Source organism: Thiobacillus thioparus DSM 505, from assembly GCF_000373385.1.
Lineage (GTDB): Bacteria > Pseudomonadota > Gammaproteobacteria > Burkholderiales > Thiobacillaceae > Thiobacillus > Thiobacillus thioparus.
The window spans coordinates 1,010,176-1,036,574 of sequence record NZ_KB891316.1; the positions used below are offsets into that span (position 1 = coordinate 1,010,176).

The window sequence follows — 26,399 nt, forward strand, 5'->3', positions numbered from 1 at the left end:
CCACTATGTCCGCACCCCTATTCGAATCGCACATCGCGTCGCTGCCGCTGGTCCACCGCGGCAAGGTGCGCGACATCTACGCCGTCGGCGACGACAAGCTGCTGATCGTCACCACCGATCGCCTGTCGGCCTTCGACGTGGTGATGCCGATCCCCATTCCCGGCAAGGGTGAGGTGCTGACCAGGGTGTCCGCCTTCTGGTTCGACAAGCTGAAGACCATCGTGCCGAGCCAGGCGCTCGATATCGCACCGGAATCGGTCGTGGCGGATTCCGAACGCGATCAGGTCGCCGGGCGCGCCATCGTGGTGAAAAAGCTGAAGGCCTTGCCGGTCGAAGCGATCGTGCGCGGCTATCTGGCCGGTTCCGGCTGGAAGGAATACCAGGCCGGCCAGTCGGTCTGCGGCATTCCTCTCCCCGCCGGGCTTGTGCAGGCCAGCCGCCTGCCGGAACCCATCTTCACGCCATCGACCAAGGCGGCGCTCGGCGCGCACGACGAGAACATCGCGTTTGAGCAGATGGCCACCCTGATCGGCCAGGATCTGGCCACCCAGGTACGCGACGTCAGCCTTGCCCTGTATAAATCTGCCGCAGAGTATGCGCTCACACACGGGATCATCATCGCCGACACCAAATTCGAATTCGGACTGGACGAAGCCGGCAAACTGGTGTGGATCGACGAGGCCCTGACGCCTGATTCGTCGCGCTTCTGGCCGGCCGATCAATACCAGCCGGGAAGCAGCCCGCCCAGTTTCGACAAGCAGTTCGTGCGCGACTGGCTGGAAGGCAGCGGCTGGAACAAACAGGCGCCAGGGCCGGCGCTGCCCGCCGAGATCGTGGCCAAGACCAGTGAGAAATACCGCGAGGTAATGACGCGGCTGCTGGCTTGAACGCCTGCTACTTCAGGGTATCGTTCAGAAACGACGCAACTGTCTCGACCATTTCGCCCTCGTGGCCGGTGTAAAAATGGTCGGCGTGCGGGATCACCACCTGCTTTGAATGATCAGCCGTCAGGCTGCCTTTGCGCTTCGCCGCATCCGTCAGCACCGGCGGCAGGTCGTTGTCGCCATACATATCGAGAACCGGCAGTTTCAACCCGGCATAGTCATCCTGCTGCAGCCCCAGACTCGCCCACGCTTTCACCACGGCATCGGGCTGGCCGCTGAAATAGGCGCGGCTCATTCGCGAGCCCATGCTGTGGGAAACGACAGCCAATTGCGTGTAGCCTTTCGCCTTGAGGAAATCGACGGCCTGGGCGATGCGCTCGGCGGCCTCCGGGAAGGTCGGGAGATAGGCCGCGCCCTCGGCATCCGCGGCAAGCACCGGCATCTGGATCGACAGGGTGGCAAAACCGCGATCGGCCAGTTCGGTGCGCAGCGTGCCGACCATGCCCCAGTCGGGATGGATCCCCATGCCATGGACGACGATGACCGCCTTGTCGCCTGCGACGGGCGTGAACAACGCAAGAAATTTGTGATGGCCGCGCGGCGTCTGCAAATAGACCGGATCGCCCACCACCAGTCCAGGCACCACCTCCTCCGCCCATTTTTTCTCACGCGCATAATCGGCCGCTGGTTCGGCAAACACGACGACGGAGAACAAGGCAACCAGACCGCCCACCAGCCCCATCCAAATGTTTTGCTTCATCTCGATTCCCCGCAGAGTTAAAGTTAACCTTTCATTTGCCCGATAATTCTACGAATTCGTGGTTTTATCAACCATCCAGGTAAATATAAAGTGACCGCCAAGCCGTTGCGCATTGTGCCCTCTTCTGCACCCTCCACCCCACAGCGCGACTTGCGGTCCCGCGGCGCCGCGCGCGTCGTCATCGTCGACGACCGGAGCACAGCGCGCAGCCTGCTGGAAGGCCTGGCCCGTACGCTGGAACCGGGCGTGATCGTGGAGAGCTACGCGGATCCGCTCGACGCCCTGACGCACATGCTGAACAAGGGCACGCCCGATCTCATCATCACCGATTACCGCATGCCCGGCATGGACGGCATCGAATTTACCCGTCGTATCCGAGCGGAACGCCGTCTGGCCGATGTCCCCATCATCATTGTCACCGTGGTCGAGGACCGCCAGATCCGCTATCAGGCACTGGAGAACGGCGCCACGGATTTCCTCACCCGCCCTATCGATCCCCAGGAATGCCGCGCCCGCTGCCTCAACCTGCTGGCGCTGCGGCGCAGCCAGAAGTTGGTGTCGGATCGCGCGCAATGGCTGGAAGACCAGGTTCTGCAGGCTACCCGCGAGGTACGTACGCGCGAACGCGAAACCCTGATGAAACTCGCCAAGGCAGGCGAATACCGCGACCAGGAAACCGGCAACCACATCATCCGCATGTCGAAGTATGCGCGCCTGATCGCCGAGGAACTCAAGCTCACCGCAATGGAATGCGACGAGATCGAGGCCGCGGCGCCCATGCACGACATCGGCAAGATCGGCATCCCCGACGTGATCCTGCTCAAGCCCGGACGCCACACCCCGGAAGAACAGGAAATCATGCGGCGCCACCCGTTGATCGGCCATGAGATCCTCGCCGACAGCCCGTCGCGCTACCTGCAGATGGGCGCGGTCATCGCGCTCGGCCACCACGAGAAATTCGATGGCAGCGGCTATCCGCAAGGCCTGGCGGGCGACGCCATTCCGCTCGCGGCACGCATCGTGGCCGTGGCCGACGTGTTTGACGCGCTCACCTCCGATCGGCCCTACAAGCGCGCCTGGTCGTTCCAGGACGCCCTCAAGTATGTCCAGACGGAGAGCGGACACCATTTCGATCCCGACTGCGTCCGTGCGTTCGAACGGCGCATCGATTCCGTGGTCGCCATCATGCGCGTGCTTGGCGACAAGCACGAGTAATGCATGAAGGCCATGTTTTCCACTTCGACGCCCCGATTTCTGCACTCTCTGATCAAACGGATTCGTAGCCGGCCGGACACCGAATGCCAGCAGGCCCTGATCCGCGTCGTGATCGGATTCGTCTTTCTGGCCTATTTCTCCAGCGATTACGCCGTTCTGGATGACGCCATCCGCGGACCGGCCCAATTCATCAGCGTCCTGTTCACCGGGATCGCCATCCTGATCGTCGCGCTTTCGCTGATCAGCCTGAAGATTTCACCTGTACGCCGCCTCGTCGCGATGGCGCTGGATTATGCGACATGTTCATTCCTGCTGACCTACACCGGGGAGGCCGGCAGCCCCCTGCTGGTGGTGTATCTGTGGGTCACCCTGGGCAACGGCTTTCGCTACGGCGCCAACTACCTGTATGCCGCCACCGCCATGGCGATCGCTGGGTTTGTGCTGGTCCTCGCCCTTTCGCCCTACTGGAGCCAGCATATGTCCATCGGGGTGGCTTTCCTGCTGTCCATGATTGCCGTGCCGCTGTATTCGGCGTCCCTGCTGAAGCAGGTCCATTCCGCCATCCAGCGCGAACGCAAGGCCAACCAGGCAAAATCCAGCTTCCTCGCCAACATGAGCCATGAGCTCCGCACGCCGCTGAACGGCGTCATCGGCGTAGCCGACCTGCTGGCGGAAACGCGGCTCGACAAGGAGCAGAAGGAATTCGCCCACATCATCCGCGCATCGGCCAATACGCTGTTGGACCTGATCGAAAACGTACTCGATATTTCACGCATCGAAGCTGGCCGCATTGCCAAGAACGAAGAAGATTTCGACCTGCATCGCCTAGTGAATGGCACGATCGCAATGATGTCCACCCAGGCCCAGAGCAAAGGACTGGTGCTGGCGTCGCACATCGCGCCGCAGACACCGTTCCAGCTGCACGGCGATGTACGCCACCTGCGCCACGTCCTCATCAACCTGATCGGCAACGCCATCAAGTTTACCGAGCACGGACGCGTGGATATCTACGTCCGTCCGATCGGACAGGCCAATCCGCAACGCCTGCGCTTCGAGGTCGTCGATACCGGCATCGGCATTTCGGAAGCCGCCCTGCCCCGCGTTTTCGACAGCTTCACCCAGGCGGACCCGAGCATCACGCGCCGCTTTGGCGGCAGCGGACTGGGTACCACCATCGCAAAACAGCTGGTGGAAGCGCTCGGCGGCCAGATCGGCTTGCATAGCCGCGAAGGTGAAGGCACGACCTTCTGGTTCGAATTGCCGTTCGCGCTGCAGGCAAGCCAGGCCGGCCCCGTGCCCGAACAGTTCGACGCGCCGATGCGGGTGGCGATCCTGGCGAGCGGCGAACTCACGACCCGCATCCAGACCGTGATCCGCAACTGGGGGGCCGATACCGTGGCGGTCGACAACACCACACGGCTAGCCGCCGAGTTGTCGGCCTACCTGACGGGTGGCACACCTCTGGGCGCAGTGGTGGTGGAACGCAGCACCTTGCCGGGCGATCCAGTCGCCTTCCTGCATCTGCTGCGCGACGACCCCAGTCTGGCGGCCCTGCCGGTCATCCTGATCGAATCCGACGCCCGCGTCACCCTGTCGCGCGATACGCATCTGCTCCGCGAAGGCTACGCCTCGGTGCTGCGCACACCGGTCAACACGACCTTGCTGTTCAACGCCATCCACGCCGTCACCAGCCACGACACGTCGTCCAACGTGGTCTCGCTGGCCAACCACCTGCAAGCACAGGCGGGACACATGCCGGGGCTGAACATCCTGGTGGCGGAAGACAATCCGGTCAACCAGCGGGTGATCCGCGGCCTGCTGGAACATGCCGGGCACACAACCTATCTGGCGCATGACGGCGAAGAAGCGCTGACCATGCTCGAATCCGGCGACCAGCCATTCGACCTCGCCATCATCGACATGCACATGCCGCAACTGTCCGGACCCGAGGTGGTGCAACGCTGGCGTTTCATGGAAACCGGCCATTTGCCCATCATCATGCTGACCGCAGATGCGCGGGGCGAAGCACAAGTGGCTTGCGAAGAAGCAGGCGCAGACACCTTCCTCACCAAGCCGGTCAACAGCCGCGAACTGATCGAAGTGATCGCCCGGCTGGCAGGGCAGTCGGCACAGACCACAGCGACGGCTCCTGCACGCGCGCAACAGGCAGTGGACGAACTGGACGAATCGATTCTCGACAATCTCACCCAGCTTGGCGGGCCGGGCTTCGTGGAGGACCTGCTAGTCAGCTTCGAAGAAGACAGCGCCCGCGCATTGCGCAACATCGAGCGCGCGCTGGCCGTCCAGGATTATGGCCAGTGGCACGACCAGTTGCACATGCTCAAGGGCGGCGCCCGCGATGTCGGTGCCAACCAACTGGCCCAGTTCTGCTCGGAAGCCGAACGCATCAAGCCATTCGAACTCGCGACACCCTTGGCCCGCGCCAAGCTCGATTCAGTGCGGGACGCACTGGCGGCCGCTCAGGCCACGCTTGTTGCCTATCAAACCAGCAAGTTACGCGCTGAGCACAACTGAATCACCGCTATTTGCAGTTTCGACCTTGCCGGTCTGCCGCATCACCAGGCGTTCCATCATGCGCAGATCCTTGCTCTCCAGCCGCAGTGCCGCATCCACCCAGATTTCGGCGATCCGCATCAGCTCGTCATGTGCGATCGGCTGGGACAGTTCGCGCGCCGCCCGCAATGCCAGGGCGCCATTGCGCTGACGCGCCTCCTTGCGGATGAAATCGTAGACCGCCTGCTCGCCGCTTCCCGGGTCGACCAGCACATCCACGGCTCCCAGTTCGTACATTTCCTCGGCCGTATATAGCTTGCCGCTGAGAATGACTTTCTCGGCCTTGGTGTAACCGATCTTCCTGCCGAGCAGGGTCATGGCGCCCATGCCGGGGAACAGGTTGAACAGTATTTCCGGAAAGCCCATTTTCGTCCCGCGTTCCGCGATCAGGATGTTTCCCGAAAGCGCGCATTCGAAGCCGCCCCCCAATGCGTCTCCCTGTACCAGGGTGATGGTTTTCAAATTGGGGCGATTCAAATGCAGGGCATTCAGAAACAAGGGGCGGATGCAGGCCTGCGCATATTTGCACAGGTTTTCGCGGTCACGCGCCTCGATCAGCTGGCGAAACAGATTGAGGTCGCCTCCCAGGTTGTAGATCCCGGGATGGCCGGAGGCCACCACCACATAATTCACGTCGGCGCATTCCGGATCGTCCACACGTCGGGCCACGTCACCGAACCAATCGACGATCTCCCGCAGCAAGGTCCCCGTGAAACAGGGGCGCGGCGCGGCGTTCATGTAGCCCCAGGCAACCTGGTTGTGCTCGTCGTAATACGTCGTAAGTTGACTGTAATCGTTCTGCTGTGGTTGCAGAGTGGTCCGTATAGCTTGCAGGTGCGCCATGATGCTTTCTCCACGAGGACATTGATCGGTCATGCGACGAATTTTCGGCATGTGTCCAAAGACTAACGCGCGGCTTGCGCCCGCTCAAGCACGAAATTGAACCTCGCGGCATCACCCCATATCTAGTGGGAATCCATGCCTCAGAACGCTAGATCAAGGTTGTGGGAGGGCATCCCTAGAATGTCCATACCATGCGCAGCGCGAGCGTAAACAGCAACAGTGCAAAAACCCGCTTCAAGGGACGCACCGGCAGCCGGTGGGCCGTGCGCGCACCCAGGGGGGCAGTCAGCACGCTGCCCAGCACGATGCCGGCAAGCGCCGGCAGATAGACGAATCCCAAGCTGCCGGCTGGCAGGTCGCTCGCCGTCCAGCCGCCCAGCACGTAGCCCGCCGCGCCGGCAAACGCGATCGGAAAACCGATCGCGGCCGAAGTGGCGATCGCCCGGTGCAGCGGGACGTTGTGCCAGAGCATGAACGGTACCGACAAGGTGCCGCCACCGATGCCGACCCAGCTCGACACGACGCCGATCACACCACCTGCCAGCGAGGTCCCGATGCGTCCGGGCAGGCCACGCTGCGGCGCCGGCTTGAAATCCAGCCACATCTGGATGGCCGCATAGAACAGGAAGACCACAAAGAATATTTTCAACACCGTGGCCGGCATTCGCGCCGCCAAGGCCGCGCCCGCCAGCGTGCCGAGCACGATGCCGGGCGCGATGCGCCGCACCAGCGGCCATTCGACGGCCCCGCGGCGATGGTGCGCGCGAACACTGGACAGGGAGGTGAACAGGATGGTCGCGAGCGAGGTCCCCAACGCCAGCTGCGGTTCCATTCCGACCGCCTGGCCATGCGTGTGCAGCAGCATGATCAGCACCGGCACGATGATGAGGCCGCCGCCGACGCCAAGCAGGCCGGCCACGAAACCGACCACCAGCCCCAGCCCACCGTAGGCGGCGAACAGCGACAGGCCGCCATAAGGCGCCAATGGGGCCAGTTCGACCATCAAAGATGCTTGACGATGAAGGTGTACTCGGCCGGGTCGACGGGGGTGATGGACAGGCGATTGCCCTTCTGCAGGATGCGCATGTTGGCGAGTTCAGGATAGCCGCGGATTTCGGACAAGGACATCAGTCGCGTCTTCTTCACCAGTTTCACGTCGACGTTGAACCAGCGTGGCGTTTCCGGCGTGGCCTTGGGGTCGAAATACTTGTTCTTGGGATCGAACTGGGTGGCGTCAGGATAGGCCTGCACGCTCACTTCGGCTAGCCCGGCGATGCCGGGTTCGGCACACGAGGAATGATAGAACAGCACCTTGTCGCCGGGCTTCATCTGGTCGCGCATGAAGTTGCGCGCCTGGTAGTTGCGCACGCCGTACCAGGCGACGCTCTGCTTGGGCATGGCAGCGAGGTCATCGATGCTGACGTCGCTCGGTTCGGATTTCATCAGCCAGTAGCGCATGGGATTTCTCTTGTTCCTGAAACACAGCGCGCCTGTGCAACCGGGCCGGCAAGGCCCGCAGGCGATCAGACCGCGCCCCGCGTGTTGCGAAAAGACAGGGCGGCAAACACGACCCCGACCATCACCCCACCCAAGGCATCGAGGACGACATGCTGCCGGGTGGCAATGGTCGACCAGATGATAACTGAACATTGCAGCGCGCTCAGCCACTGCAGGGTTGTCGGCGCGTTGATCTGGCCAAACAGCCGATTGAGCCAGAAAGCAGAAAATACGGCAGTTGCCACATGCAGCGAGGGAAACGCATTACTTGTCGCATCCAGGCCTTTGATGATCGCAAACTCCGGGTAGGCCTTCAGATCAAGGGGAAATGGCGGAACACTCGTTGGAAAAACCCAGAAAATTGCCAGGCAGAACACGCACAAGCCACCAATCCAGAGACCGAAACGAAGCAGGGAACCCAGACTGCCCAGCAAGGCGGGCACCAGCGAGACATAGACCCAGAGCGAGACGTAGGCGGGAAAAGCGAAAGGTGAAAACCCGATCCAGGTGTCGAGCCAGGTCAGAGGCATGACGAGGGGCCGTGCAAGCGGATTGTGGAGCACTGTGAAATAGCCCCAAAAAAACAAAACCATGAAGCTCATGGTTCCGAACGCCTTGAGCGGCCACAGGGTGACCACGCGGTCAGCGATCTGGCCCTGCCAGGAAGGTGCGAGTGAAGACGCCATCGGTGATTGCGATTACCTCGAACAAACGAAATGCTAATTTGGATGGCCCGGAGGCGTCGGGAAATCTTGGGGCCGGGGGGGCGATCGGGTAAAATTTGCGCAGTATGAAATCCATTGAACTGATACGCAATTTTCTCGCTACCCGACAGGGCATCGAGACGGCAAAAGTTGTTCCTGAAGCGGTGTTGACTGATCTCGGCGTTGATTCCCTGATGATGCTCGAGTTGGTCTTCGAATTCGAAGACCAACTCGACATCAAGCTTCCCCATGACCTGAAGAGCCCTAAGACTGTCGGCGAAATGGTGGCCCTGATGGACGGGCTGATCACCAGTCAGAAGGGCTGAACATGAGCCAGCGGCGTGTGGCGATTACCGGCCTCGGCCTGGTCAGCCCGTATGGCGGGGATCTTACCGACTTCTTTGCCCGCCTGACTGCGGGGGAGTCCGCCATCCGCCACCAGCGCATCGACGACCAGCCACGCGCGCTTTCCATCCCCTTCGTCAGCTGTCCGGCCTTCGACCCGGATGCCGCGCTCGGCAATCCACTCGTCGCCATGATGGATCGCTTCGCCCAGCTTGGCATGGCTGCTGCCTTCGCGGCCTGGGATGACGCCGGCCTGACGCGCTCAGCCGACGGCGAGTCGCGCGATTGCTGGGGCGTTTCCTGGGGCACTGCGCTGGGCAGCACACTGACCCACGAAAAGGTCTACCGGGATCTGTGGCAGAAGGGCCGCGATCGTCTTTCCCCGCTCACCGTCGTGCTCGGCATGAACAACGCGGCCAACGCCCACATCTCGATCCAGCTCGGACTCGGCGGCGTCAGCATGAGCCACACGGTAGCCTGCGCCTCGTCGGCCATTGCCATCGGAGAAGCTTTCCGTCGGGTCCGCGGCGGCGAGGCGCCGGTGATGCTGACCGGTGGCTCCGACGTGCCGCAGGCCTATGGCGTCGCGCGCGCGTGGGAAGCCCTGCGGGTGATGGCGTGCGCGGACGCCGACACCGCAGCGTCTGCCTGCCGCCCCTTCGCCGCCGACCGGCGCGGCCTGGTACTGGGCGAGGGTGGCGCGGCGCTGGTGCTCGAGGACTGGGACCATGCCGTTGCCCGCGGCGCCCCCATCCACGGTGAAATCGTCGGTTACGGCACCAGCTGCGACCACAGCCATCTGGTCCGCCCGGAAGTCGCCGGCCAGATCCGCGCACTGAACGCGACGCTGACCGACGCCGGGCTGAGTGCTGCCGACATCGATTACATCAGCGCCCACGGCACCGCGACCGCCGAGGGCGACCCAGTCGAGATCGCCGCCATCAGGACCGTTTTCGGGGAACGCGCCGAAGCGCTGCCGGTCAGCGCCACCAAGTCCATGCACGGCCACCTGCTCGGCGCGGCCGGCGCCATCGAGGCCATCGCCACCGTGCTGGCGCTGCGTGAGCAGGCCATCCCGCCGACCACCAACCTGACCCCGGATACGCTCGATCCGGCCTGCAGCGGCGTCGACCACGTCTTCACTGGCCGGCGCGGCGTAAGCTTGCGCACTGCACTGTCCAATTCCTTCGCTTTCGGCGGCAGCAACGCGGTACTCGCGTTCCGCGCCGTTCCCCGATAAATCCACGGAAAGTCCGCCATGTCCGAAGCCATCCCCGCGCAAACCGTCGACACTCTGCTGCCGGAAGTCGCCGCCCTGATCGTCGAAGCCCTCAATCTTGAAATGGCCCCCGAAGAGATCGACCCGGATGCGCCGCTGTTCGGCGAGGGTCTCGGATTGGATTCGATCGACGTGCTGGAAATCGCGCTGGTCATTTCCAAGCACTACGGCTTTCAGCTGCGTTCGGACAACGCGGACAACGTGCGGATTTTTGCCTCCCTGCGCGCGTTGACGGCCTACATCGCCAGCCAGCGGACCAAATGACCGTGAGCGCGACCCAGGTGCTGCGCAGCCTGACCCTGGTCGCCCTGATGGCCGCCTGGGCGATCGCCGCCTATTTCGGCAGCACCGGGCGGGGCAGACCCGACTTCAACACGGCCGTCGGCGCAGCCCCCTTCGTCGCCGTCCTCGCCATGTTGCTCTGGCGGGCGCGGCATCCGGTCGGGATAGCCGCCGGCGGCCTGCTTCTGGCCGGCGCGCTGGTCTGGCTGTGGCCGTCGCTCCGGAATAACGTCACGCTACTTTTTTTCATCGAGCACCTCGGCACCAACCTGGCGTTTGCTGCGCTGTTCGGCAAGACCCTCATCGGCTCCGGCGAGCCACTGATTACCCAGTTCGCCCGGATCGTCAACAATGGCATGCTGTCCGCGCGCCAGCTCCGCTACACCCGACAGGCCACGCAGGCATGGACCGGCTTCTTCATCGCCAACGCCACGCTGTCGGCATTGCTCTATACGCGGGCCCCCCACGCCGTCTGGTCGTTCTATGCCAGCCTGCTGACCGCACCGCTGATCGGCCTGATGTTCGCTGCCGAACACCTGTGGCGCATGCACGCGTTGCCGCCCGAAGAACGTCCCCGCATCGTCGACGTCGCGCGCGCCTGGCGCCAGCGCACCTCCGCCAAGGGTTCATGAACACGCTGCCGCTGATCACCGGCCTCGGCCTCGACGGCATGATCGCCTGGCTGCCGCGCGGGCCGCGCCGGGTGCGCGACTTCCTCGCCGACGCCGAGGCCTTGGCTGCCCGGTTGCCGGCCGGCCACGCGCTGCTCAACATGTGCCACGACCGCTACCATTTCGCAGTCGGCTTCGCCGCCGGGCTGATCAGCGGCAAGATCAGCCTGCAGCCCGCCTCGCAGTCGGCCGAAACGCTCGTGCGCATTCGCTCTGATTTCCCGGATGTCGTCTGTCTGTGTGACGATGACTTCGATACTCTCGACCTGCCGCGCTGGGATTTTCCAGATCTCTCCGCGGCCGACCCGCAGGAGGTCACCGACATCCCACGCATTCCTGCCGACCAGGTGGCCGCCATCCTGTTCACCTCCGGCTCGACCGGCCTGCCGCAGCCGCACTGCAAGACCTGGGGCAGGCTCGTCGCCAACGGCCGTGCCGAGGCGGCGACGCTCGGCCTCGGGCGGACGCCGCACACCCTCGTCGGCACCGTGCCGGTGCAGCACAGCTACGGCTTCGAATCGACCTTCCTGCTTGCGCTGCACGGCGGCTGCGCCTTCTGGTCGGGCAAGCCCTTCTACCCACAGGACATCGCCGCTGCGCTCGAGGCGGTGCCACGCCCGCGTCTGCTGGTGACCACGCCGTTTCATCTGTCGACGCTGCTGGCATCCGGCATCGACCTACCGGCCATCGACCACCTGCTGTCCGCCACGGCCTCTTTGCCGGCTGCGCTCGCCGCCACGGCGGAAGCGCGCACCGGCGCACCGCTGAACGAAATCTACGGCTCGACCGAGAGCGGCCAGCTGGCCAGTCGCCGTACCACCGAGGGACCGGCATGGACGCTGCTGCCCGGCGTCCGCCTGGAGCAGGACGCGGACACCACTTATGCCTGCGACGGCCACGTCGAAGGCCGTGTCGCGCTATCAGACGTCATCGAGCTGCTGCCGGACCGGCATTTCCTGCTGCACGGCCGCCACGCCGACCTGATCAACATCGCCGGCAAACGCACCTCGCTCGCCTACCTGAACCATCAGATCGCCGCCGTGCCGGGCGTGCTCGACGCCGCCTTCTTCCTGCCCGACGACGAGACTGCCGGCGGCGTCACCCGCCTGACCGCCTTCGTCGTCGCCCCGACGCTGGACAGCCGGCAACTGCTCGCCGCGCTGCGCCCGCGCATCGACGCCGTCTTCCTGCCGCGCCCGGCGATCTTCGTCGACGCCCTGCCGCGCGACAGCACCGGCAAGCTGCCGCGCAACGCGCTGCAGGCGCTTTACGAAGAAAAAATTCACCATGCAATCGGCTGAATACACCTGGCTCGTCCCGGCCGCACACCCGGCCTTCCCCGGCCATTTTCCCGGCCGTCCCATCGTGCCGGGCGTCGTGCTGCTCGACCAGGCCATCCTGTTCACGGAAAGCCTGCTCGGAAAGCAGGTCAACCACTGGCAGATCGGCAATGCCAAGTTCCTCGGCGCCGTCGGTCCGGCCGAAACCCTTGTTTTTTCCCTGCAGACCACGCCGCGCGGGTCCATCGCCTTCACCGTGAAATCCGGCGCGCGCGACGTCGCCTCCGGCAGCCTGATCCCGTCCGTACCGTGACCAGACAGGCGACACCGGACTGGATGCGCCAGCAGGAGCGCAGCAACCTGGCCATCCTCAGGCTGATGGTGTGGATTTCACTGACCTTCGGCCGCGCCGCCGGCCGCGTCGTGCTCGCCGGCATCGCGCTCTATTTCACCCTGTTCGCCCCCAGGGCGCGCCGCGCCAGCCGCATCTACCTGAAGCGGGCACTCGGACGCCGGGCGAACTGGGCGGGCAGCTATCGCCACCTGTTCAGCTTCGCCACCACCATCCACGACCGCATCTATCTGCTCAACGAACGCTTCGGCCTGTTCGACATCGAAGTCGTCGGGGCCGAGGCCTTGCATGAAGCGCTCGCAAAACAACCCGGCGCGCTGCTGATGGGTGCGCACCTCGGCAGCTTCGAGGTCCTGCGTGCAGCCGGCCGGGGCAAGGCGGGGCGCAAGGTGGCGATGCTGATGTACGAGGAAAACGCTCGCAAGATCAACGCCACGCTCGAAGCCATCAACCCGAAGGCCACGCAGGACATCATCCCGCTCGGTCGCATGGAATCGATGCTCGAAGCCCGCGACAAGCTCGAAGCAGGGTATCTTGTGGGAATGCTGGCCGACCGCTCGCTCGGCGACGATGCCACCGCGGACTTCCCGTTCCTCGGCACAGCGGCGCCTTTCCCGCTCGGCCCGTGGCGACTCGCGGCGATGCTGCAGCGGCCGGTGTTTTTCATGACCGGGCTGTACCTCGGCGGCAACCGCTACCAGCTGCATTTCGTGCCACTGGCCGATTTTTCCGCGACGCCGCGGAGCGAACGCGATGCCGCCATCGCGGCCGCGATGCAGCGCTACGCCGACTGCCTGACGCATTTCTGCCGGCTGGCGCCCTACAACTGGTTCAACTTTTTCGATTTCTGGCAGGAAAAAAAATGATCCGACACCTGTTCACGGGCCTCGTGCTCGCGAGCCTTGCAGTGACGGCACACGCCGCCTTCAACGTGGACCAGCTGATGAGCGGCCTCGCCCAGCACAAGGGCGGCCGCGCGAAGTTCGTCGAAAAACGTACCCTGGCCGTGCTCGACCGACCGCTGGTCGCCACTGGCGAGATGACCTACACCCCACCTGACCGCCTGGAAAAGCGCACGCTGACGCCCAAGCCAGAAACCATGGTACTCGACAAGAACCAGGTCAGCATCGAGCGCGACAAGCGCAAGTACTCGATCAGCCTGACCAGCCGACCGGAAGCGCTGGCCTTCGTCGACAGCATCCGCAACACGCTGGCCGGCAACCGGGCGGCGCTGGAGAAGAACTACACGCTGCAACTGGACGGCAACAACGACAACTGGGTACTCACCCTGACACCCACCGAACAGAAGATCGCGGCACTGCTGCAGCGCATCACGATCAGCGGCAGCGAGGACCAGATCCACACCATCGACTACCTTCTGGCCGACGGCGACCGCTCCGAGCTCACCATCGAACCCCTCGATCCGCGATGACCCCCCGTGCCTGGCGTACCTTGCTGCTGTGGTTGCTCGCCATGCTGGCCGGGGCGGCCGTGGTCTGGAGCAGCCGATTTTCGACGGACATCTCCTTTTTCCTGCCGGCCCACCCGACTGTGGCGCAGCAGGTCCTCGTCGACCAGCTCAAGGAAGGCGCCGTCTCCCGCCTGCTGATGCTCGCCGTCGAAGGCGGCGATGCCGCGCAGCGCGCCGGACTGTCGCGCGAATTGCATACGCGGCTGGCCGCCCTGCCCGAATTCGTCTCGGTGCAGAACGGCGATGCGCGCAGCGAGGACGCCGCGCGCGATTTCCTGCTCAGGCATCGCTATCTGCTCAGCCCGGCGGTGACGCCGGAACGCTTCACCGTCGACGGCCTGAAAGCCGCCATTTCGAACAGTATCGACCTGCTCGCCTCGCCGGCCGGCATGCTGCTCAAGCCTTACCTGACCCGCGACCCGACCGGCGAGCTGGTCGAACTGCTCGGCGGCCTCAGCGCCGGCGCGCAGCCGGCAAGCGTCGACGGCGTCTGGGCCTCGCACGACGGCCAGCGCGCCCTGCTGCTGGTGCAGACCCGTGCGCTCGGTTCCGACACCGACGGCCAGGAAAAGGCCATCGCGCTGATCCGTGAGCAATCCGCCGCCGCGTTCCGCAGCGCCGGGGTGCAAGGCCTCACGCTGCAGCTTTCCGGCCCCGGCCTCTTCGCCGTCAAGTCGCGTGCGACGATCAAGCGCGAAGTCACGCGCCTGTCGCTGATCAGCCTCGCCGCCATCGTCGCCGTGCTGTTCTTCGTCTACCGTTCGCCGCGCATCCTGCTCCTCAGTCTGCTGCCGGTCGCCAGCGGCGCGCTGGCCGGCATCGTCGCCGTCAGCCTGGCCTACGGCACGGTTTACGGCATCACCGTCGGCTTCGGCTCGGCGCTGATCGGCGAGGCGGTCGACTACGCGATCTATTACTTCGTGCAGTCCGGCCGGCTCGGCCTCGACAGCTGGCGGCAACGCTTCTGGCCGACCATCCGGCTCGGCGTGCTGACGTCCGTGTGCGGCTTCGGCGCGCTGCTCTTTTCCGGTTTCCCCGGCCTGGCGCAACTCGGCCTCTATTCGCTGACCGGCGTGCTGACCGCCGCCCTCGTCACCCGCTTCGTGCTGCCGCCGCTCGCCGGATCGAATATCCAGATTCCGGTGCCGGCACGCCTCGGCCTGGCCCTGCACGCCGGCCTGCGCCAGCTGCGGACACTGCGCTGGCCGGCCATCGGCCTGGCGCTGGCCGCGTTCACGTATCTGGGCGCTCAGCGTGACCAGTTGTGGCTTCCCAACCTGTCCGCGCTGTCCACCGTCAGCGCCGCGGATGCGGCGCTCGACGCCCGCCTGCGCGCCGACCTCAGCACCCCCGCCGCGCGCTATCTGGTCGTGGTCGCTGCCCCTGACCGCGAAGCCGCGCTGCAGGCGGCCGAACGGGCAGGCCAGCGGCTCGACCCGCTGGTCGCCGACGGCGTGATCGGCGGTTACGACAGCCCGGCGCATTTTCTCCCCAGCGCCACGACGCAGGCGGCCCGCCGCGCCGGCCTGCCGTCGCCCGACGAACTGCAGCGCCGTCTGCAGGCGGCGCTGGTCGATTCGCCGCTGTCGGCCAACAAGCTCGCGCCGTTTATCGCCGACGTCGAGGCCGCCCGCCGCCAGCCCCTGCTCGGCCGGCACGATCTCGGCGGCAGCGGACTGGCGCTCGCCGTCGATTCGCTGCTGCTGCAGGGCGCCAACGGCTGGAGCGCACTACTGCCGCTGCGCCCGGCCGGCGGCGAACAGGGGGTGGACATCCGGGTCGCAGCGGTTCGCGCCGCGCTGGCCGGCAGCGACGCCCTCTTCATCGACACCAAGGGGCAGTTCGACGCGCTCTACGGCGATTACCTCCATCAGGCCGTCTGGCTGTCCACCGCCGGCTTCGTCGCCATCGTCGTTCTGCTCCTCGTCTCGTTGCGCTCGCCGCGCCGGCTGGCCGGCGTGCTGCTGCCGCTGGTGATGGCGGTGGCCCTCGTCATCGCCGGCCTGCATCTCGCCGGCGAGCGCCTGCAGCTGCTGCATCTGGTCGGCATGCTGCTGATCGTCGCCGTCGGCTCCAACTACGCGCTGTTCTTCGACCGCATCGCCGGCGGCGCGAGTCTCGATACCGCCACGCTGATGTCAATGGCCGTCGCCGCCACGACCACCGTGATCGGCTTCGGTACGCTGGCGCTGTCCTCCGTCCCGGTGCTGCACGCCGTCGGCGTCACCGTCGGACCGGGCGCCCTGCTCGCACTGCTGCTGTCGGCGGTGTTCGCTTCCCGCGAAGTTCCCGCCTGAGCCATGCCGCAGCCCTGGAAACCCGCCCCGGCGCTGAAGGCGAGCTTCGCCCTGCACGGCGCCGCTGCGCTCGGCACCCTGGCCCTGCCCGCTGCCTGGCCGTGGGCGCTCGGCGCGGTGGCCGCCAACCATGCCGTGCTGACCCTGGCCGGCCTGCTGCCGCGCTCGACCCTGCTCGGCCCCAACCTGACCCGCCTGCCGGATGCCGCCGCCGCCCGCCGCGAAATCGCGCTGACCCTCGACGACGGCCCCGATCCGGACGTCACCCCGCGCGTGCTCGACCTGCTCGACACCGCCGGCGTCCGTGCCAGCTTCTTCTGCATCGGCTGGCGCGCCCGGGAGAACCCCGCCCTCTGCCGCGAGATCGTCGCGCGCGGCCATCGCGTCGAGAACCACGGCGATTCCCATTCCTGGGCCTTTTCCGCGTTCGGCCCCGGCCGCATGAAGGCCGACATTGCCGCCGCGCAGGCCACCCTGTCTGACATCACCGGCCACGCGCCGCGTTTCTTCCGTCCCACCGCCGGCCTGCGCAACCCCTTTCTCGATCCGGTTCTGGCGACGCTCGACCTCAAGCTCGCCACTTGGACCCGGCGCGGCTACGACACCCGCGAGGGTCGGCCCGACGTCGTGCTCGGCCGCCTGACACACAACCTTGCCGGCGGCGACATCCTGCTGCTGCACGACGGTCACGCTGCCCGCACGCCCGATGACCAGCCGGTGATCCTCGCCGTCCTGCCGAACTTGCTGCGCGCTCTGGCTGAACGGAAATTGAGCCCGGTGACGCTCGCTGCCGCGGCATGACCCGGCCTCGCAAACGACGCTCTGCTAGAATTTTCGATTCCTTGAATCCGATCCCCCGACTTGACCCCGCTGCTGCTTTCCGCCTTCACCGCCACCAGCTGTCTCGGCCGCGGCCTCGACGCCACGCGGCACGCCTTGCGCAGCAGCCGTAGCGGCCTGGCGCCGTGCGCCTTCGAGACGGTGAAACTCGACACCTGGGTCGGCGAGGTGGCCGGCGTCGATGACGAGAAGCTGCCCGCGGCCCTCGCCGATTACGACTGCCGCAACAACCGCCTGACCCGGATGGGGCTGGAGACCGACGGCTTCGGCGACCGCGTGCGCGAGGCGATCGCCCGCCACGGCAAGACGCGCGTCGGCGTCTTTCTCGGCACCAGCACGGCCGGCATCCTGCAGACCGAACTCGCCTACCGCCGCCGCGACCCCGCAACCGGAGCCTTGCCCGACGACTTCAACTACCGCACGACGCACAATTCCTTTTCGCTGACCGAGTTCACGCGCGCCTATTTCGGGCTGGAAGGCATGGCGATGACCATCTCGACCGCCTGCTCGTCGAGCGCCAAGGTGTTCGCCGCCGCCGCGCGCCAGATCGAGCTGGGCATGATCGACGCGGCCATTGTGGGCGGCGTCGACACGCTGTGTTTGACCACGCTCTATGGCTTCGCCTCGCTGCAGCTGACCTCGCCGCAGCCTTGCCGGCCCTACGACGCGGCGCGCGACGGCATCTCGATCGGCGAGGGCGCCGGCTTCGCCCTGCTCGAGCGCGTGGCCGGCGCGGCGCCCGGCTCGGTGCTGCTGCTCGGCGCCGGCGAATCGAGCGACGCCTACCACATGTCGTCGCCGCACCCGCAAGGCCTCGGCGCGAAACTGGCGATGGAGGCCGCGCTGAAGTCTGCCGGCCTTGCGCCTGACGACATCGACTACATCAACCTGCACGGCACCGCCACGCCCGCGAACGACGCGGCCGAAGGCACGGCCGTCGCCGCACTGTTCGGCGGCCGCGCGCCCTGCTCGTCGACCAAGGGCGCCACCGGGCACACGCTGGGGGCGGCCGGCGCGATCGAAGCGGTGATCTGCGCGCTGGCGCTGACCGACGGCCTGCTGCCCGGCAGCCCCGGCACCGCCACGCCGGACCCGGCGATCCCCGTGCAGTACCTGCTCGAGAGCCGCAGCAGCCGCGTGCGCCGCGTGCTGTCCAATTCCTTCGGCTTCGGCGGCAGCAACTGCAGTCTCGTCTTCGGGGTCGCCGCATGAACGCGTCACCGCTCAACGCCTGGATCGAAGGCATCGGCTTCCTCGCCCCCGGCCTGCCTGACTGGCCGGCCGCGCGCGCGGTGCTGCGCGGCGAGCAGGCGTATGCCGCCGCGCCCTCGGTGTTGCCGGCCCCCGCCCTGCTGCCGCCGGCCGAGCGCCGCCGCGCCAGCCGCGTCGTCAAGACGGCCCTCGCCATCGGGCTGGAGGCGGTCGCCCACGCCGGCGCCGATGCGGCGACGCTGGCAACGGTGTTCGCCGCCTCCGGCGCCGACGGCCACAACTGCCACGCACTGTGCGAACAGCTGGCAAGCGACGACCGCCAGATCTCGCCGACGCGCTTCCACAACTCGGTGCACAACGCGGCCGCCGGCTACTGGGGCATCGCCACCGGATCGATGGCGCCGTGCCAGGTCCTCTGCGCCTGCGACGCCAGCTTCGGCGCGGGGCTGCTCGACGCCCTCGCGCAGGTGGCGCTCGCGCGCACGCCGGTGCTGCTGATCGCCTACGACAGCGAATACCCCGAGCCGCTGCACGCCAAGCGCGACACCCCCGATTGCGGCGGCGTCGCCCTGCTGCTGAGCGCCGCGCGCAGCGAACGTGCGCTGGCGGCGATCCGCGTCAGCCCAACCGCCGACGTCGCCGCGCAACTGGCGGACCCTGAACTGGAGGTCCTGCGCACGTCCATCCCGGCGCTGCGCGTGCTGCCGCTGCTCAAGCGGCTGGCGAGCGGCGAGCGTGGCCGTGTCTGTCTCGACTACCTGGCGCCGATGCAGCTCGTGGCGGACGTCGAGCCGTGCTAGACCGGCGCTGGATCGCCGCCCACATCCCGCATCAGGGCGCCATGTGCCTGCTCGATGCAGTGCTGGAATGGTCGGACGCCGTGATCGTCTGCCGCGCCGTGAGCCACGCCGACCCGGCCAATCCGCTGCGCGCCGAAGGCCGTTTGGGCGCCGCCGCCGGCATCGAATACGCCGCGCAGGTGATGGCGGTGCACGGCGCCCTGATTGCCGGCGACGATGCGCCGCCGCGCCAGGGCTATCTCGCCAGCGTGCGCAGCGTCGCGCTGCATGTCGCCCGCCTCGACGACCTTCCCGGCGCGCTGGCCGTGCGCGCCGAACGCCTGTCCGGCGACGGCAACCACATCCTCTATCAATTCTCGCTCGCCCACGCCGGCCGCTGCCTGCTCGAAGGCCGCGCCGCCGTGGTACTCGACGCCACAGCCCTGTGAAGGAAACATCCCAATGAAACGCGCCCTCGTCACCGGCGGCAGCGGCGGCATCGGCGCCGCGATCTGCAGGCGCCTCGCCGCCGACGGCCACCATGTGTTCGTCCACGCCAATCGCGGACTCGACCGCGCCGCCGCCGTCGTCGCCGCCATCCGGGCCGCCGGGAACAGCGCCGAGGCCGTTGCCTTCGATGTCACCGACCGCGCTGCAACCGCCGCGGCGCTCGACACCCTGCTCGAAGGCGGCGCCATCCAGATCCTGGTCAACAACGCCGGCATCCACGACGACGCGGTGTTCCCCGGCATGTCGGGCGAGCAGTGGGATCGCGTGATCGATGTCTCGCTGAACGGATTCTTCAACGTCACCCAGCCGCTGACGCTGCCGATGATCCGCACGCGCTGGGGCCGCATCGTCAACGTGTCGTCGGTCGCCGCGGTCGCCGGCAACCGCGGCCAGGTCAACTATTCGGCCGCCAAGGGCGCGCTGCACGCAGCCAGCAAGTCGCTCGCGCTGGAGCTCGCCAGCCGCGGCATCTCGGTCAACGTGGTGGCGCCCGGCATCATCGAAACCGGAATGAGCGAAGGCGCATTCGACGCCGATGCGGTGAAGCGGCTGGTGCCGATGCAGCGCGCCGGCCAGCCGGAGGAAGTCGCCGAACTGGTCGCCTTCCTCGCCTCCGACAAGGCGGCCTATATTTCCGGGCAGGTCATCTCGATCAACGGCGCGCTGATCTGACTCCGCGGTCGTTCAGGCGGCGCACCGAATCAATTCCTGCAGGCGCGCCAGTTGCGGCGCCACCATCGACACCGTCAGCATGGTGCTCCCACCACCATCAGCAGCAGGGCGGTGAAGGTCTCGCTGCTGCTGATCGCCTTGTCGAGCAACATGTTGACGAAGATGATCATGATCAGCGCCTTGGTCTGCAGCAGCCAGCCGATGATCAACGCCTCGCCGCCGATGGCCCAGTTGGTGCGTAGCCCTGTGGACAGGAAGAACACCGCCATGATGACCAGGAGGACATGATGGCGCCGGTGCGTCCAGGCCTTCTTCAGATCCAGCTCGATGCCGGCGATCATCACGAACTGCATCACCGCCCACCAGGCGATGCCGTTGAGCGACTGCACGACGGCCGGATTGAAGACGAGGGGTAATAGTCGGGTAAGGCGCGGCCGAGGATGCCCGGGCCCAGCAGGATGCCGGCGATGATCTGCACGACCACCAGCGGCGCATAGTCCATGTTGCCGAAGCGCCAGAGCAACCACGGCACGATGAATATGATCGTCATCGCGATCAGAAAGGTCTCGGGAGTGCTCACACCTTGCAGCCGGTGTATTCGCGGAAAATGCCCAAGCTGACGGAACAGTTCACGTCGGCAAAGCCGGCGCGGCGTAGCGCGTCAAGAATGTGCGCCGGCTCGATCGCGGCGTCGATGGTGTCGCCGTAGTATTCCCACAGCCGCTTGACGTCGGCCTGGCTGCGCGTCAGCCGGGCGAGCAGCGGAACGATGATGCGAATGTGAAAACGCAATAGCGCCCGTGCCAGGCGGTTCGCCGGTCGGCTGATTTCCATGATGCAGACGCGGCCGCCCGGATGCAGCACGCGCAGGTACTCGGAAAACGCCCGGTCCAGATCGCCGACGTGGCGCAAGGCGTACCCCATCGAGACAAAGTCGACGTGATCATCGGGCAGCGGAATGGATTCCGCATAGGCCTCGAGGGTTTCGACGGCCACCTTCTTGCGCAGTTCGGCAAGCATGCCGGGCGAAGGGTCGAGGGCGATGACGCGCCCGGCCGGACCCACCAGCTCATGGCCGGCAACGGTCACCAGTCCGGTGCCGGCCGCCACGTCCAGCAGCGCCATGCCCGCATGCAGACCGTTGCGGCGCAGGACTTCGCGCCGGTACCGGGCACCACTGCCCAGTGCGGTGAGTCCCTCCGCACGGTCGTAGCCGGGCGCCGCCTGGTCGAACATCTCGCGGGTGACGACACGTCGCTCGTCTTCATTCGAAAAATAGGCAGCCAAGCGTGCGTCGGCCTTCAGTGCCGCCTGGCGGGGGGTGTTTTCGGTCATCGGAGAAGTCACGAGTTGGGTTTCGAAAGTCGTCGCCAGACCAGCAACGGCAGGCGCAGCACGAAACCGATGAACAGGCGCGTGTGCATCCAGGTCAGCAGCGCATTGTCGCGCAGGTACTTGAAATGTGAAACGCCGCCCTCGGCGGCGGACAGGTAGCGCACCGGCGCGTCGAGGTTGAGCGGCCGCACCCCGGCCCAGCACAGGCGGACGACCGCCTCCGGATCGAAATCGAAGCGCCGCATGAAACGGTTGCGCCGCATGATGCGCATCAGCGGCGCGATGGGATAGACGCGAAAGCCGTACAGCGAATCGCCGACGCCCATCCACAGCGTCTCCAGGTTGGCCCAGCCGTTCGATACCTTGCGGCCCTTGACGCGCAAGGCCGGCGCCTCCGGTCCGAACACCGGCTTGCCGAGCACCATCGCGCCCGGTTCGGCTTGCGACGCCAGCATGAAAGCCGGGATCAGCTCGGCCGGATGCTGGCCGTCTGAATCCATGGTCAACACATGCGTGTAGCCGGCGGCGGCGGCCTCAGTGATGCCTGCCAGTACCGCTGCGCCCTTGCCGCGGTTCTGCGGCAGCACGATGACGCGCAGGCCCGCATCGGTGGCGGCCAGCGCCTGCAAGGACTGCGCCGTGCCGTCGGTGCTGCCGTCGACGACGACCCACACCGGCGCCCACTGCGCGCGCGCCGCGCGTACCGTTTCCAGCACCTTGGGGCCGGGGTTGTAGCTGGGGATCAGGACCAGATGGGTCGGCAAGGCATGTGGCATGGCTTCAGGCGGCGGTCGGCAGCGGAGCTGTGCCCAGTTCCGTGCGGAAATAGGCCTCCAGTTCGGCGGTGAAGGCGGCAACGTCGGCCGGCGGCGGAAAGCGCCGGCCGAGCCGGATGCGGAAGGAGAGCGGCAGTTCCGGGCGCCGCAACAGCGGCCAGGACTTGCCAAGATAAGGCGTGGAAAACTCGATCAGCAGCGTCTGCACCGGCACGCCGGCACGCTTGGAAATCAGGCCGACGATCGGCTGGCAGGCATCGACCGGGAAACGCGTCGTCCGCGTACCTTCCGGAAACACCACGACGTGCGCGCCGTGTCGCAATTCCTCGCGCGCATTCAGGATCATCTCCAGGGGGGCACTGTTGCTGATGTAACGGGCGAGGCGGGCGGCCGCGCCGAACAGGATGTTGTTCAGCAGGCTCGCCTTCATCACGCAGACGGCATTCGGCAGGCGTGAGACGATCATCACTGCGTCAAGCAGGGAAGGGTGGTTGGCCGCAACGATCAGCGGTCCCTGACCACGCAGGCGGTCGAGTTCGGACAGGTCGAAGCGCGAGGTACACAGCAGCGTCAGCAAGCCGAGGTAGCCGCGCGAGCCGCCGGAAATGAACGCCCGCCCCAGTGGCTGGCCGATGCGGCGCGGCAGCAACGGATGGAGCAGCATCGCGAACGGCAGCCAGAGGAGGCAGATCGCCGCCAGCGCGCCCAGGCCGATGACCATGCCGAGATATTCGTAGGCGACCCACAGCGGGTTGCGCGTAGGCCGGCGTTCACTCATCGACGCACACACGGGTCGACGACTCGCCGAATATCCACGACACGGCGACACCGCCGGCGAAATAATTCTGACTGCGCACGAGCGGGCTGTCCTCGAAGCTCACGCCGGCGAGGTTGTCATAGCGCACGAAGGCGCCGATCCAGGTTTGCCTGAAACGCTTCGACGCCGACGCCAGCAACTGCATGCCGGCATAGCCCGACTGGGCCGCGTAGGCCGGACGAATGGCGGTCGCATACTGCGGGGCGACGCCGTAGTAATAGTCATGCTGGCGCTGCTCGCCGAACAGCGGTCCGGCGAGCAGGCCGAATTTCCAGCCCGGCAGCCCAGGGACGTCGGTGACATCGAGATTCAGCTTGGGGTGAGCCACCCAGCCGATATGGCGGGGCGTGCGTTCCAGCGTGTAGGCGGCACGCAGCGGCAGCAGCAGCTTCACGGAGCGTGCCCGGTTTTCCGAGCGCCACAGCGTGACGTCTAGCTCGGGGCCGATTTCGAAGGTCGCCGCCAGATCCGGCATGCCGGCGCGGGCGACGATCTCGTCGCTCGTGGCCGGCGGCGACAGCGCCGCCGACACCGTCAGTTCGAGCCGGTCGGACCCGAACAGCTGCCCCCGCAGGCCGTGGCGGTCCGCCTTCAATATCTTTCCGTGGTAGGTGAAATAGGGAATCGGCATCAGGAAATTCGTCGTCTGGTCCGAGCCGCGATAAGCCGGGAAACTCAGCGCAGCAATGCCGGCCCCGACTTCCCACAGCGGCTGCTCCTCGGCGGCCTGCGCGGCCGGCACAGCCAGCGCCAGCACCAGCACGACAGCGGCACTGCTTACCGTGAACATCAGTCCTGCCCCAGCGTGTGCAAAGCCATCGCCTCGATTTCGAGCAACAGGTCGGCACGGCAGATGTCGGCCTGCACGTAGAGCACGTCCGCCCCGCCGACCGATGATGCGAGCGTGTCGCGGATCACGGGGAAATCGGCCGCCCGGCGCACATAGACGCGGTACACCAGTTCGTCGAGCGCGAAAGGCCGCGAACGCGCCGCGCGATTGGCCTCGGCGACGACTGCGGCGATATTGCCCAGCGCCTCGCGGCATTGCCCGGCGACGTCGTCGGGGTGAATCGTACGGTAGCCGACGATGCTGGCCGTGCCGGAAATGAACAGGATTTCCTGCCCGGGCGGGTGAACCAGCGCCGCGCGCGAGAAGATCGGCGCACGCGGTCCGTATTCGGCCGGATAGTCGCAGGCGCTGACCTGACGGGGATTCTCGATCGGCACGGCCGGCATCGCACCGGCCAGGAAGGCGATCGACAGCGGACCGCTGGCCAGGCCAAGGGCGCAGGCCGCCGGCATGTTGCCGGTAGCGCTGCGGTGATGGGCGATGAACGCATTCTGGCGGCCGATATTGAACTGGCGGTAGCGTTCCAGTTCATGCGTCTCGGCATTGATGTCGCTCATGTAGTTCCAGATTCGCCACAGATGCGGCAGCTTCTGCGTGTCGAGCAGGCGGAAGATGCGGTGGTAGGCTTCCTCGCTCGCGGCCTGCAGCGGCGGGCGGTCAGCCATCGCGGCAAATTGGGCCTCGTCCAGATCGATGACGCCGAACAGGATGTCGCCGGCCCGCCGCCAGGTGATGCCCTCGCTCGCGCCGTGCACGCACGGGCTGGCCAGCCGCCAGGTTTCCTGAACGGCGGCCGTCTCCGCGCCGAGCAGGGGCGCGCAGATCGCCTGGATCGGCCATCCGGACGCGGCCACGGACACCGCCTGACCCACCAGGCTGCCGCCGAGTTCGCTTCCGGTATGACGTGAAGTGGGGGGCGACGAGGAATGAAATTGCAGCGTCACTATGCGTTGTACACGGCCGGGTCATCGACCTTGCGGATGTTGGAGCGCCGCTCTTTCCAGGCCATGAAGGCACGCCTGGGCTGGAGCACGTTGGCGAAGTAGTAGCGCGCCTTGAAGATCCAGATCGAGCGCCAGATCGGCGTCCTGCCGAAGATGTCGCCGACCAGTACCGACAGCAGCGCCTCCTTCACCCGGAAGACGTTTTTCGGGCCCATGAAAAAGTCGCGCATGATCGGATTGGTGATCCGGTAGATGAACCAGGAGAACTGCTTCGGGCCGCGCCGCATCCGCGCATCGAAACGCTTCAGCGCAGCCGGTGCGGCCCCCGGGTTCGCCAGGCAGGCGGCCTCGGCCCCGATCACGCCGCTGTTCATCGCCAGCCGCACGCCCGACGAGACCACCGGGTCGATGAAGGCATAAGCATCGCCGAGCAGCAGGTAGTGGGTCCCGTGGGTGCGTTCGGCGACGTACGAGAAATTGCCGGTCGCCTCGACCTCGGTCAGCAGGTTCGCGTCCTTCAGGCGCAGCGCCAGTTCCGGGCAGGTCGCGACGTTGTCCAGCCTGCAGGCTGTGCGATCCCTTGGTTTTCATGTGATGGGGCCAGGTCACCATGCCGACGCTGGTGGTGTCGTTCGTCATAGGGATGAACCAGAACCAGCCATGGTCGAACCAGAAAATCGTGATGTTGCCTTCGTCCTGGCCGGCGTGACGACGGGCAGGGGCAAAGTGGCCATAGACCGCCGGACTGTTGTGCCGAGGGTTGCGGTGCTTGATCTGGAAACGGCCGGCGTTGCGGACCAGGATGTCATCGAATTCGGCGCGCTTGACCTGGTAGGCGTAGGGCATAGACTTGTCTCACACCTCGGCGAAATGGAAGACTTGGGGGCGGTCGTGGTAGGGCGACACGAATTCGGCTGCCCATTTTTCCATGCCGACCGCCGTCACTTCGTCGGCCCCGCCGAGCCGCTCGAACAGGGGCAGGCTGGCTGCCAGCAGCGACCCGCCGATGTGGAAGCGCGGATACCGCGCCTTCTCCAGCAGCACCACCCGGTAGCCCTTTTCCGCCAGCAACGGCGCCACCGTCGACCCGGCGGCCCTCCCGCCGACCACCAGTACATCGCATTGAGAACGTTCCACCCTTTGATCTTGCTGTTCCATTGGCTCAATTTTCACAGTCTTTCCTGTCTCGAAGGCGCGAGCCTATCATCTG

Annotated in this window: 31 protein-coding genes; 17 read left to right on the top strand and 14 right to left on the bottom strand. The window is 66.2% G+C overall.

What is annotated here, in order from left to right:
* Positions 1 to 5: 5 nt before the first annotated feature.
* Positions 6 to 887, top strand: coding sequence for a phosphoribosylaminoimidazolesuccinocarboxamide synthase (locus B058_RS18325; RefSeq protein ID WP_026240659.1), 882 nt, complete (start codon positions 6 to 8; stop codon positions 885 to 887).
* Positions 888 to 894: 7 nt separating this feature from the next.
* Here B058_RS18325 and B058_RS0105125 read toward each other — a convergent pair whose 3' ends face one another.
* Positions 895 to 1,644 (bottom strand): alpha/beta hydrolase, encoded by a 750-nt coding sequence (locus B058_RS0105125; RefSeq protein ID WP_018507412.1) that lies wholly within the window; start codon positions 1,642 to 1,644, stop codon positions 895 to 897.
* A gap of 150 nt (positions 1,645 to 1,794) precedes the next feature.
* Here B058_RS0105125 and B058_RS0105130 point away from each other — a divergent pair, with 150 nt between their 5' ends.
* Together B058_RS0105130 and B058_RS0105135 are read left to right on the top strand one after the other, a co-directional pair.
* A complete protein-coding gene (locus B058_RS0105130; RefSeq protein WP_018507413.1) occupies positions 1,795 to 2,859 on the top strand; it encodes an HD domain-containing phosphohydrolase in 1,065 nt (354 codons plus the stop codon).
* A 3-nt stretch (positions 2,860 to 2,862) separates the two neighbouring features.
* The gene (locus B058_RS0105135; protein WP_018507414.1) at positions 2,863 to 5,394 is read left to right on the top strand and encodes an ATP-binding protein; all 2,532 of its coding nucleotides are present in this window, start codon (positions 2,863 to 2,865) and stop codon (positions 5,392 to 5,394) included.
* Here the strand turns inward: B058_RS0105135 and B058_RS0105140 are convergent.
* From B058_RS0105140 to B058_RS0105155, 4 genes are all read right to left on the bottom strand, one after another.
* Entirely contained in the window at positions 5,374 to 6,276 is a 903-nt protein-coding gene (locus B058_RS0105140; protein ID WP_018507415.1) for a crotonase/enoyl-CoA hydratase family protein, read from the bottom strand. The two genes, B058_RS0105135 and B058_RS0105140, sit on opposite strands and share 21 nt — an antisense overlap.
* Positions 6,277 to 6,451: 175 nt before the next feature.
* The gene (locus B058_RS0105145; RefSeq protein WP_018507416.1) at positions 6,452 to 7,279 is read right to left on the bottom strand and encodes a sulfite exporter TauE/SafE family protein; all 828 of its coding nucleotides are present in this window, start codon (positions 7,277 to 7,279) and stop codon (positions 6,452 to 6,454) included.
* The gene (locus tag B058_RS0105150) at positions 7,279 to 7,734 is read right to left on the bottom strand and encodes an EVE domain-containing protein (protein WP_018507417.1); all 456 of its coding nucleotides are present in this window, start codon (positions 7,732 to 7,734) and stop codon (positions 7,279 to 7,281) included. The genes B058_RS0105145 and B058_RS0105150 overlap by 1 nt, the downstream gene beginning before the upstream one ends.
* Positions 7,735 to 7,799: 65 nt before the next feature.
* Complete coding sequence (locus B058_RS0105155; protein ID WP_018507418.1) at positions 7,800 to 8,459, bottom strand: phosphatase PAP2 family protein; 660 nt, start codon at positions 8,457 to 8,459, stop codon at positions 7,800 to 7,802.
* Positions 8,460 to 8,563: 104 nt separating this feature from the next.
* Here B058_RS0105155 and B058_RS0105160 point away from each other — a divergent pair, with 104 nt between their 5' ends.
* Genes B058_RS0105160 through fabG form a run of 14 tightly spaced genes read left to right on the top strand, consistent with a single transcriptional unit; the run spans position 8,564 to position 20,467 of the window.
* A complete protein-coding gene (locus B058_RS0105160) occupies positions 8,564 to 8,803 on the top strand; it encodes an acyl carrier protein (RefSeq protein ID WP_018507419.1) in 240 nt (79 codons plus the stop codon).
* A gap of 2 nt (positions 8,804 to 8,805) precedes the next feature.
* The gene (locus B058_RS0105165) at positions 8,806 to 10,062 is read left to right on the top strand and encodes a beta-ketoacyl-[acyl-carrier-protein] synthase family protein (protein ID WP_018507420.1); all 1,257 of its coding nucleotides are present in this window, start codon (positions 8,806 to 8,808) and stop codon (positions 10,060 to 10,062) included.
* Between the two features lie 18 nt (positions 10,063 to 10,080).
* Positions 10,081 to 10,365, top strand: coding sequence for a phosphopantetheine-binding protein (locus B058_RS0105170; RefSeq protein WP_018507421.1), 285 nt, complete (start codon positions 10,081 to 10,083; stop codon positions 10,363 to 10,365).
* A complete protein-coding gene (locus tag B058_RS0105175) occupies positions 10,362 to 11,015 on the top strand; it encodes a COG4648 family protein (RefSeq protein WP_018507422.1) in 654 nt (217 codons plus the stop codon). Before B058_RS0105170 ends, B058_RS0105175 begins: the two co-directional genes overlap by 4 nt.
* A complete protein-coding gene (locus B058_RS0105180) occupies positions 11,012 to 12,355 on the top strand; it encodes an AMP-binding protein (RefSeq protein ID WP_018507423.1) in 1,344 nt (447 codons plus the stop codon). Before B058_RS0105175 ends, B058_RS0105180 begins: the two co-directional genes overlap by 4 nt.
* Positions 12,342 to 12,647, top strand: a complete 306-nt coding sequence (locus B058_RS0105185; RefSeq protein ID WP_018507424.1) for an ApeI family dehydratase — start codon at positions 12,342 to 12,344, stop codon at positions 12,645 to 12,647. The genes B058_RS0105180 and B058_RS0105185 overlap by 14 nt, the downstream gene beginning before the upstream one ends.
* The gene (locus B058_RS0105190) at positions 12,644 to 13,552 is read left to right on the top strand and encodes a lysophospholipid acyltransferase family protein (RefSeq protein ID WP_026240662.1); all 909 of its coding nucleotides are present in this window, start codon (positions 12,644 to 12,646) and stop codon (positions 13,550 to 13,552) included. The genes B058_RS0105185 and B058_RS0105190 overlap by 4 nt, the downstream gene beginning before the upstream one ends.
* A complete protein-coding gene (locus tag B058_RS0105195; protein ID WP_018507426.1) occupies positions 13,549 to 14,118 on the top strand; it encodes a LolA family protein in 570 nt (189 codons plus the stop codon). The genes B058_RS0105190 and B058_RS0105195 overlap by 4 nt, the downstream gene beginning before the upstream one ends.
* 20 nt (positions 14,119 to 14,138) lie before the next feature.
* Positions 14,139 to 16,454 (top strand): MMPL family transporter, encoded by a 2,316-nt coding sequence (locus B058_RS0105200; protein ID WP_245539250.1) that lies wholly within the window; start codon positions 14,139 to 14,141, stop codon positions 16,452 to 16,454.
* A 3-nt stretch (positions 16,455 to 16,457) separates the two neighbouring features.
* Positions 16,458 to 17,255, top strand: coding sequence for a polysaccharide deacetylase family protein (locus B058_RS0105205; protein ID WP_018507428.1), 798 nt, complete (start codon positions 16,458 to 16,460; stop codon positions 17,253 to 17,255).
* 60 nt (positions 17,256 to 17,315) lie between these two features.
* The gene (locus B058_RS0105210) at positions 17,316 to 18,506 is read left to right on the top strand and encodes a beta-ketoacyl-[acyl-carrier-protein] synthase family protein (RefSeq protein WP_018507429.1); all 1,191 of its coding nucleotides are present in this window, start codon (positions 17,316 to 17,318) and stop codon (positions 18,504 to 18,506) included.
* Positions 18,503 to 19,306: a beta-ketoacyl synthase chain length factor gene (locus B058_RS0105215; protein WP_018507430.1), complete on the top strand. Its 804-nt coding sequence runs from the start codon at positions 18,503 to 18,505 to the stop codon at positions 19,304 to 19,306. Before B058_RS0105210 ends, B058_RS0105215 begins: the two co-directional genes overlap by 4 nt.
* Positions 19,300 to 19,734 (top strand): hotdog family protein, encoded by a 435-nt coding sequence (locus B058_RS0105220; RefSeq protein WP_026240663.1) that lies wholly within the window; start codon positions 19,300 to 19,302, stop codon positions 19,732 to 19,734. The genes B058_RS0105215 and B058_RS0105220 overlap by 7 nt, the downstream gene beginning before the upstream one ends.
* A gap of 13 nt (positions 19,735 to 19,747) precedes the next feature.
* Complete coding sequence (fabG, locus tag B058_RS0105225) at positions 19,748 to 20,467, top strand: 3-oxoacyl-ACP reductase FabG (protein WP_018507432.1); 720 nt, start codon at positions 19,748 to 19,750, stop codon at positions 20,465 to 20,467.
* A gap of 74 nt (positions 20,468 to 20,541) precedes the next feature.
* On the opposite strand, the gene B058_RS18115 is transcribed toward fabG, so the two are convergent.
* From B058_RS18115 to B058_RS18130, 9 genes are all read right to left on the bottom strand, one after another.
* Complete coding sequence (locus B058_RS18115) at positions 20,542 to 20,856, bottom strand: hypothetical protein (RefSeq protein ID WP_211208616.1); 315 nt, start codon at positions 20,854 to 20,856, stop codon at positions 20,542 to 20,544.
* Positions 20,820 to 21,047: a hypothetical protein gene (locus B058_RS18120; RefSeq protein ID WP_026240665.1), complete on the bottom strand. Its 228-nt coding sequence runs from the start codon at positions 21,045 to 21,047 to the stop codon at positions 20,820 to 20,822. Before B058_RS18120 ends, B058_RS18115 begins: the two co-directional genes overlap by 37 nt.
* Positions 21,044 to 21,802 carry a class I SAM-dependent methyltransferase gene (locus B058_RS0105240; RefSeq protein WP_018507433.1) on the bottom strand — a complete coding sequence of 253 codons (759 nt, stop codon included), beginning with the start codon at positions 21,800 to 21,802 and terminating at the stop codon, positions 21,044 to 21,046. The genes B058_RS18120 and B058_RS0105240 overlap by 4 nt, the downstream gene beginning before the upstream one ends.
* An 8-nt stretch (positions 21,803 to 21,810) precedes the next feature.
* Positions 21,811 to 22,578, bottom strand: a complete 768-nt coding sequence (locus B058_RS0105245; RefSeq protein WP_018507434.1) for a glycosyltransferase family 2 protein — start codon at positions 22,576 to 22,578, stop codon at positions 21,811 to 21,813.
* 4 nt (positions 22,579 to 22,582) lie between these two features.
* Positions 22,583 to 23,356, bottom strand: a complete 774-nt coding sequence (locus B058_RS0105250) for a lysophospholipid acyltransferase family protein (RefSeq protein WP_018507435.1) — start codon at positions 23,354 to 23,356, stop codon at positions 22,583 to 22,585.
* Complete coding sequence (locus tag B058_RS0105255) at positions 23,349 to 24,185, bottom strand: MipA/OmpV family protein (RefSeq protein ID WP_018507436.1); 837 nt, start codon at positions 24,183 to 24,185, stop codon at positions 23,349 to 23,351. Before B058_RS0105255 ends, B058_RS0105250 begins: the two co-directional genes overlap by 8 nt.
* Complete coding sequence (locus tag B058_RS0105260; RefSeq protein ID WP_018507437.1) at positions 24,185 to 25,189, bottom strand: chorismate transformation FkbO/Hyg5 family protein; 1,005 nt, start codon at positions 25,187 to 25,189, stop codon at positions 24,185 to 24,187. The genes B058_RS0105255 and B058_RS0105260 overlap by 1 nt, the downstream gene beginning before the upstream one ends.
* Complete coding sequence (locus tag B058_RS18125) at positions 25,189 to 25,590, bottom strand: hypothetical protein (RefSeq protein WP_026240666.1); 402 nt, start codon at positions 25,588 to 25,590, stop codon at positions 25,189 to 25,191. The genes B058_RS0105260 and B058_RS18125 overlap by 1 nt, the downstream gene beginning before the upstream one ends.
* Positions 25,591 to 26,044: 454 nt before the next feature.
* Complete coding sequence (locus tag B058_RS18130; protein WP_211208617.1) at positions 26,045 to 26,326, bottom strand: NAD(P)/FAD-dependent oxidoreductase; 282 nt, start codon at positions 26,324 to 26,326, stop codon at positions 26,045 to 26,047.
* Between the last annotated feature and the right edge of the window lie 73 nt (positions 26,327 to 26,399).